The following is a 6,525-nucleotide window of genomic DNA, read 5'->3' as shown; positions in this document are numbered from 1 at the left end:
CGGCTGATCGACACCGTACGGCGACGGTGGGGCGACCTCGAGGCCGCGCGGCTGCTGCCGGACTGCGGGCCCGATCTGGCAGCCGCCCTTGTCGACACCCTCGCCCCCGCCGTCTCCAACTGGCGGGCGCTCGGCCGTCGGCATCCCGGCCTCGTCCTCGACCACGCGGAGCGGGCACTCGCCGGGCTGCCGCCCAGTCAGTGGCCGGCCTGGTGGCTGCGGCATCAGGGGGGAGTGGCCGCGGCGATCCCGCACCACCCGCAGCGCGTGATCACGCTGCTTGAACGGCACTGGACGGCCGGCCCGATGCCCCAGGCCATGGTCAAGCCGTGCGGCCTGCTGCTGGACGCCGATGTGCCGCGAATGCTGGAGCTCCTGCTCGCGCCCGATCGAAGGCCTGCCGCCGGGCAGTGGCTCGGGCGGCGGGCCGTACGCCGCCGGCTGGCCGGGCTGACCGACGCCGACCTCGGCCGGGTCGGCCGCGCCGTCCGAGAGAACGAGCGGTTGCTGCTCACGTTGCTGAGCGCGGTGGCCCCCAGGCGCCGCCCGGACCTGTACGACGCCGCGATGGCGGGCTTCGACCGGGGACGGGCAGAGGTATCCGACCAGATCCTGGAGGTGCTGCCCGCGGCCAGGCGGGCGGCCGAGGCCGGGCGGATGCTGGGCCTGCGTCACGTCCGAGACCATCCGGACCGGGTGATGGCGATCACGGCCTTCCTCCCGTACGACGAGGCGGAACCGACCCTCGCCCTGCGGACGCGTGCGCGCGACGCCGGCGAACGGGCCGACGGCTACCGCCTGCTGATCTCCTGCGCGGGCCGCAGCCGCGACCCCGAGGTCCTGACCAGGCTGCTGGAGTCGCTGACCCGGTTCCGCAACGAGCAGGACCCCGTTCGTGACAAGGCGGCCGCCGCGCTCGCCGCGGTTCCGCCCAGCCTGTTCCGCGAGGTGCACCTGCCCGCCCTCGACCAGATGATCGATGACGCGCTCGCCGCCCGTGACTGCTCCCACCAGACCCGCTACACCTTCACCAGGATCGCCGCCCGCGTGTTCGAGCAGGGCGCGCTGCGCGAGGAGCAGCAACTGGTCGAGTTCGCCCTCGGCTGTTTCGAACGTCTCACCGGGCATCTGGGCACGATTCATCTCGGAAGGCTCCACCGGGTCCTGCGCCGCGGCCGGGAACGCGAACTGGTGGCCAGGCTGGCACCGCATCTCGAGCGCGAAGCGGCACGGGACCAGCACCAGCTGGCCTTCGCCCTCGCCGAGGCGCTCGAACATCGCGGCCACGACCTGCCCGAGCTGCAAGAGGCCCTGCGACGCGCGGTGAGCGCCCGCCTCGACTCGATCAGCCGGCGCGCGATCAGGTTGTGGCTCGCCGCACCCGGTACTCGCGACGACCGCGCGGGTCGGCTCGTGGCGGACGACCCGTCCACGGTGGTCATCGCCGAGGTGATGGCGATCTTGGCGCGACGACGCACGGACCTTCTCGGGGTCGTGCTCGGCGGACGAGCCCCGACCGGCCGGTTCCTGATGGAGGGCGTGCGATACGTGCCCACGGTGTGGCGCGGTGACCTCGTCCGGTGGACGGCCACCCAACGCACCGCCTATCTGCGGCTGATGCGCCGTGCGGCCGACGACGCCTCGGCGAGCAAGGTCGACCGGGCCGGCGCGGTGCGGGCGATCGGCCAGATCCCCGGGCTGTCCCACGACCGGCTGGGGCGGTATGTGCGCTCGCCCGATCCGCTGCTGCGCCGCGCCGGGCTCACCTCGTCGGCGTGGACGGCGCGGCCGGCCGATGTGCTGCCCGACCTGCTCGCCCACGCCTCCGGCGACGATGCCCACGTGGCCGTCTACGCCGCGACCCGGGCCGCGCGGTTCGTCCGGCCGAGCGCACTGGGCGCACTGCTCGCCCCGGTGCTCGCCGACGGCAAGGTGACCGCACGGAAGGAGGCGGTACGGCTGCTCGCCGTCCATCGCGTGCCGGGCGCGGCGGACCTGCTGACCGGGCTGTGGGCGCAGGACGGTCTGCACCATGACGTACGGGCCGCCGTCGTCTCGGCCGCACTGCGGATGCTCGACGAGCCCCGCATGTGGGGGCTGCTGCGCGAGGCCGTCACCGGGCCGCCGGATGTCGCACGCGCGGTGATCGGCGGCGCCCCGCTGGATCTGCCGGCGCCCTGGCGGCGGCCGTACGCCGACCTCGTCGTCGAGGCCACCCGGTCGCCGGATCCGAGGGTCCGGTCGGCGGCCGTGCATGCTCTCATGGCGTGGGGCTCCTACGCTCCGGAGGCGTCCGAACGGCTGGCCGGGCTCGTCGCCGACCTGGGGGCTTCCGCCGACTGGCGTGCCGCCGTGGAGGGCCTGGTCATCGGCGCCTTCAGCGGTCATACGCGCCGGTCGGACGGGCCGGGAGGTTCGGGAGGTTCCGGAGACTGGGGCTCCGCCGGCGATGCGCTGCGCGAGGCGATCGAGCGGCTTGCCACCGCGCCGGAGGGACCGGACGCCGAGCCCGAGCGGGATCGGCCGGCGGCACAGCGGCTGGAGCTGATCACAGCGCGCGTGGCGTCGCTGGCCGGCGTGAACCGGGCGGCGGCCGGCCCCGTCATCGAGATGGCGGCGACCGCACTGCCCCTACCCCTCGCCGCCAGGTTGCGGGCCGCGACCGTGCGGTGGGACGAACCCGGGACCGCACTGCCGGCACCGCTGCCGCCCGGAGTGCTGGCGGTGGTCGACGTCGGCCGGGCGCTCGCCGGCTCGACCGGTCGCGTGGAGCCGGAACGGGTGCTGCCCCACGCGGAAAGGCTGGCCGCCCTCGGGGAGGAGGCGGCCGGCCTGCTCGCCGTGGCGCTGACGGATGCGTGCGGAGCGCGGGCGGGCTGGCCGCCGCCCTGGCGGGATCTGCTGCGGCGGCTGCGCGCCCATGCCGCTCCCGACGTCGCCTACGCGGCCAGGGGGATCCGGACCGCCGCCGAATAGCGGGGACACGCCGGTGAGCCGGGCACGTCCCGCGTGAAACGCGGCGCCGGTCCGGGGCGACGGCTCGGTCGTCAACCCTCGTCTCCCGGGGCCGACGTCGACGCGGGCGACGCGGGCGACGCCTTCTTCCCGTCGCCCGGCTCGGGGAGCCGCAGCACCAGCCGCCGGGTGAAACCGCCGCGTTCGGCCGACTTCGCCGCCCGCAGTTCTTCCAGAGCGGCGGGATCGAGGCCGTGGGTGCGAGCGAGGGCGTGCACGACCTCGAGGAGATCGGCGAGTTCCTCCGGGTCGCTCTCCGCCGGGCCGGTGGCCCCCGCCGCGTACTCGCCGGCCTCCTCGTACATCTTGGCGCGCAGCAGTGCGGCGTACTCGTCGTCGCCGGCCACGCGGACGCGAGGCGACCTGCCGCTCGCCTCGATGATCTCGGGGATGCGGTCACGGACCAGCTTCTCGGCGCCGCCGCCGCTCTCGCCCGCCGGGTGCGGCGCGCCGGGAGGCCGCCTGTCCAAGGCCTGCACCCACTTGACCGCGACCGCCGCGGTCTGCACGAGTTCGGCGCGCAGACGCTCGGGATCCGACTCGGCCAGCGCCTCGAGGAACTCCTCGGTGAGGATGTGCCGCCAGGTCAGCTCACCCTCCGACCACGCCGTCCGGCAGGCGGCCTTGGCCCGCTCGGCGTCGGCGGCGTATTCGGTGCCGGTGCCGTCGGGGAACTCCTGGACCCCCCACAACGCGTCCTGCGCGGCGCGTTCCCGCGTGACGTCGCCCAGCACGTCGGTGAGCGATCCTGGTGTCCCCGCATCGGCCTCTGCGCACATGACCGCCACCCTAAGAGGTCCTGAAGGCGCTCATCGACGGGTCTCGCGCACGGGCGCCGAAAGGCGGTTCCCGAGACACCGGTCAGTGTTCCGGGTGCCCGGAGAGTCGTTTCACGTAGCGGTGCGACGGAACGGGGATCGGCCCGGTGGCGCTCGCGGCGGAATAGTCGAACAGCCCCTCGTCGGTTTAGCCGCACCTTTCGTAGAACCTGCGGGCTCGGGCGTTGCCGGCCACGACCGCGAGCCACGCTCGCCGGTGGCCGCCGGCTTCGACGAGACGCTCGGCCTCGGCGAGCAGGGCGGTCGCCACACCGGTGCCGCGGTGGTCTTCGGATACGTAGACCTGCTCGACCTCGTCCTCGACCACCATGACGAAGCCCGCCACCGCGTCGTCGACGATCGCGACCACCGTGTCGCCGACCCGCTCCGCCGCGCGCGTTCCGAACGACTCCGGCGTCCGGGCCGCGACGAGATCGCCTGGAACGTGCCCAAGGTGGCCGTCACGCCATCCGTGGTGCCAGATCCTCGCGACCGCCGTCGCGTCCTCGGGGCCTGCCGGACGAAACTCCACGGCCGTGCGGTCGGTTGTCACCCCGTCAATGTAATGAAATGACCCGTTATATCGGACCTGTCGAACTCGCCGGTCCTTGAGAGCCGATCGCATAGGCTCTGGCGTCATGCGCCGATCTATGCTCGCCGGTCTCGCGATCGTGGTCACCGCAGGCGTCTCCACGGCGGCGGCCGTGGCGTCGGCGACGGAGGCGCCCGGCCGCGCTGCCGCGGGCACCTCGGCAAGGCTCCCCATTACGGCCGCCGCCGCTCCCCATGCGGCCGAGAGCCCGAGGCGCGTCGCAGGTGTCGGCCGGCCACAGCCCGGTGGCGGCCTCGCGGCCGACCTCGACGCCATCCTCGGGGACGCCCGTCTGAACGGGGCCAAGATCGGTGTCGTCGTCCGCGACGCCCGCACCGGCAAAGGCCTCTACACGCGCGGCGCCGACGACCAGGTGATGCCCGCCTCGAACCAGAAGCTGCAGACGGCGGCGGCCGCGTTCGGCGTTCTCGGGCCGGGCTACACCTTCCGTACGAGTGTGCTCGCCGACGGCCCCGTGGAGGGGGCCACGCTGACCGGCGACGTCATCCTCAAGGGCACCGGTGACCCCACGCTGCAGGCCGCCGACTACGACCGGCTGGCCGCCGCGGTCGCGGCGAAGGGCATCACCAGCGTGACCGGCCGGCTGGTGGCCGACGACACCTGGTTCGACGACCAGCGGCTCGCGGCCGGCTGGGATCCGGCGGACGAGCCGTACGCCTATGCCTCCCAGGTCTCAGCGCTCACCGTTTCACCGGACGCCGACTTCAACGTCGGAACGGTGCGCGTCGACGTCACACCGGGGCCGCAGGGCGGCCCGGTGGACGTCGCACTCGCACCGGCGACCGGCCACGTCACGATCGACAACCGGGCCACGACGGGTGCGCCCGGGTCGGCATCGACCTTGTCGATCACGCGGCCGCGCGGCACCGACATCATCCGGGTGACCGGCTCGTACCCCCTCGGCGGCGCGAAGGTGCAGACCCTCCGCACGGTCGACAACCCCTCCCTGTACGCGGCCGACGTCTTCCGCAGGGCGCTCACCGCCCACGGCGTGAGCGTGGCCGGCTCGACCGCGCGTGCGGCGGCGCCGCCGACGGCGACCACGGTCACCGACCGCACGTCGATGCCGTTGTCCAGGCTGTCGGTGCCGTTCCTCAAGCTCAGCAACAACAACATCGCCGAGATCCTGGTGAAGGCGATGGGCCGCGAGGACGGCGGTGAGGGCAGCTGGCAGGCCGGCCTGCCGGTCGTGGCGAGGTACGTGAAGACCCTCGGGGTCGACACCACGCGGCTGAACCTCACTGACGGCTCCGGGCTGTCGCGTTCGAACCGGGCCACTCCGGCCCAGGCCGGCAACCTCCTGAGGGGCGTGATGACCAAGACCTGGTATCCCGCCTTCTACAACTCGCTGCCCATCGCGGGGCAGACCGATCCGTGGGTGGGCGGCACGCTGGCGGCCCGGATGACGAACACGGCCGCCGCGGGGAACGTGCGCGCCAAGACGGGGACGCTGACCGGGGCCACGGCGCTCTCGGGTTACGTCAGAGACCCCGCCGGCCGGCGACTGATCTTCTCGATCATGCTGAACGACTACACGGGCGCGGCGCCGAAGGACCTCGAGGACAAGATCGCGATTCGGCTGGCCACCGGCAAGATCGTCGAGCGGGCGACCGTGCTGCGGGCACCGGGTCATTCGCTGCACGTCAGGCCGGGCGCCGAGGTCGAATGCTCCTGGATCGGAGCCTGCTGACCCGGCGTCTCACGCGCCCGCGTCGGGACCCCCGCCACGTCGCGCCGCACCATGCCCTTGGCGTCGGGATCGATCCCCCAGGTGAAGACGCGCCGCGGATGTATGCGGATCAGCTCGCCGCTCATGTGCGGGCCGGACGGCGCCTGACCGGTGAGCGCCTCGGCCCGGCCACGGATCTCGATCCCGCGGACCCGCCAGGGGCTGGTCGAGACCAGGTCGTCGACGACGAGGGCGACCTGCCCGTTGTTCTGGACGTTCCGGAACTTGCGGCTGGCGCCCATGTCGAACCCGGCGATGTCGATCGTGCCGGTCTCGGCGTTGTAGCGGTAGCCGACGGGGTTGTTCTGCGGGTCGCCCTTGGGCCCGACGGTCGCCAGCCGCCCCAGGCG

5 protein-coding genes are annotated in these 6,525 nt (G+C 73.6%); 2 read left to right on the top strand and 3 right to left on the bottom strand.

What is annotated here, in order from left to right; genetic code table 11:
- Window positions 1–2,976 (top strand): hypothetical protein (locus tag HKK72_RS34290; protein ID WP_187238572.1); only part of this gene is annotated, 2,976 nt, incomplete at its 5' end.
- A 71-nt stretch (window positions 2,977–3,047) separates the two neighbouring features.
- Here HKK72_RS34290 and HKK72_RS40310 read toward each other — a convergent pair.
- Together HKK72_RS40310 and HKK72_RS34280 are read right to left on the bottom strand one after the other, a co-directional pair.
- The gene (locus HKK72_RS40310) at window positions 3,048–3,794 is read right to left on the bottom strand and encodes a nucleoside triphosphate pyrophosphohydrolase (RefSeq protein ID WP_222721500.1); all 747 of its coding nucleotides are present in this window, start codon (window positions 3,792–3,794) and stop codon (window positions 3,048–3,050) included.
- A 187-nt stretch (window positions 3,795–3,981) separates the two neighbouring features.
- The gene (locus HKK72_RS34280) at window positions 3,982–4,386 is read right to left on the bottom strand and encodes a GNAT family N-acetyltransferase (RefSeq protein ID WP_222721499.1); all 405 of its coding nucleotides are present in this window, start codon (window positions 4,384–4,386) and stop codon (window positions 3,982–3,984) included.
- Window positions 4,387–4,471: 85 nt separating this feature from the next.
- On the opposite strand from HKK72_RS34280, the gene dacB reads away from it, so the two are divergent.
- Window positions 4,472–6,136 (top strand): D-alanyl-D-alanine carboxypeptidase/D-alanyl-D-alanine-endopeptidase, encoded by a 1,665-nt coding sequence (gene dacB / locus HKK72_RS34275; RefSeq protein ID WP_187238571.1) that lies wholly within the window; start codon window positions 4,472–4,474, stop codon window positions 6,134–6,136.
- Here dacB and HKK72_RS34270 read toward each other — a convergent pair.
- Window positions 6,076–6,525 (bottom strand): PPOX class F420-dependent oxidoreductase (locus HKK72_RS34270; protein ID WP_187238570.1); only part of this gene is annotated, 450 nt, incomplete at its 5' end. The genes dacB and HKK72_RS34270 overlap by 61 nt on opposite strands.

Source organism: Actinomadura sp. HBU206391 (genome assembly GCF_014323665.1).
GTDB lineage: Bacteria > Actinomycetota > Actinomycetes > Streptosporangiales > Streptosporangiaceae > Actinomadura_C.
Note: the sequence above shows the minus strand (reverse complement) of the source record. Positions and strands in the feature narration are given on the sequence as shown.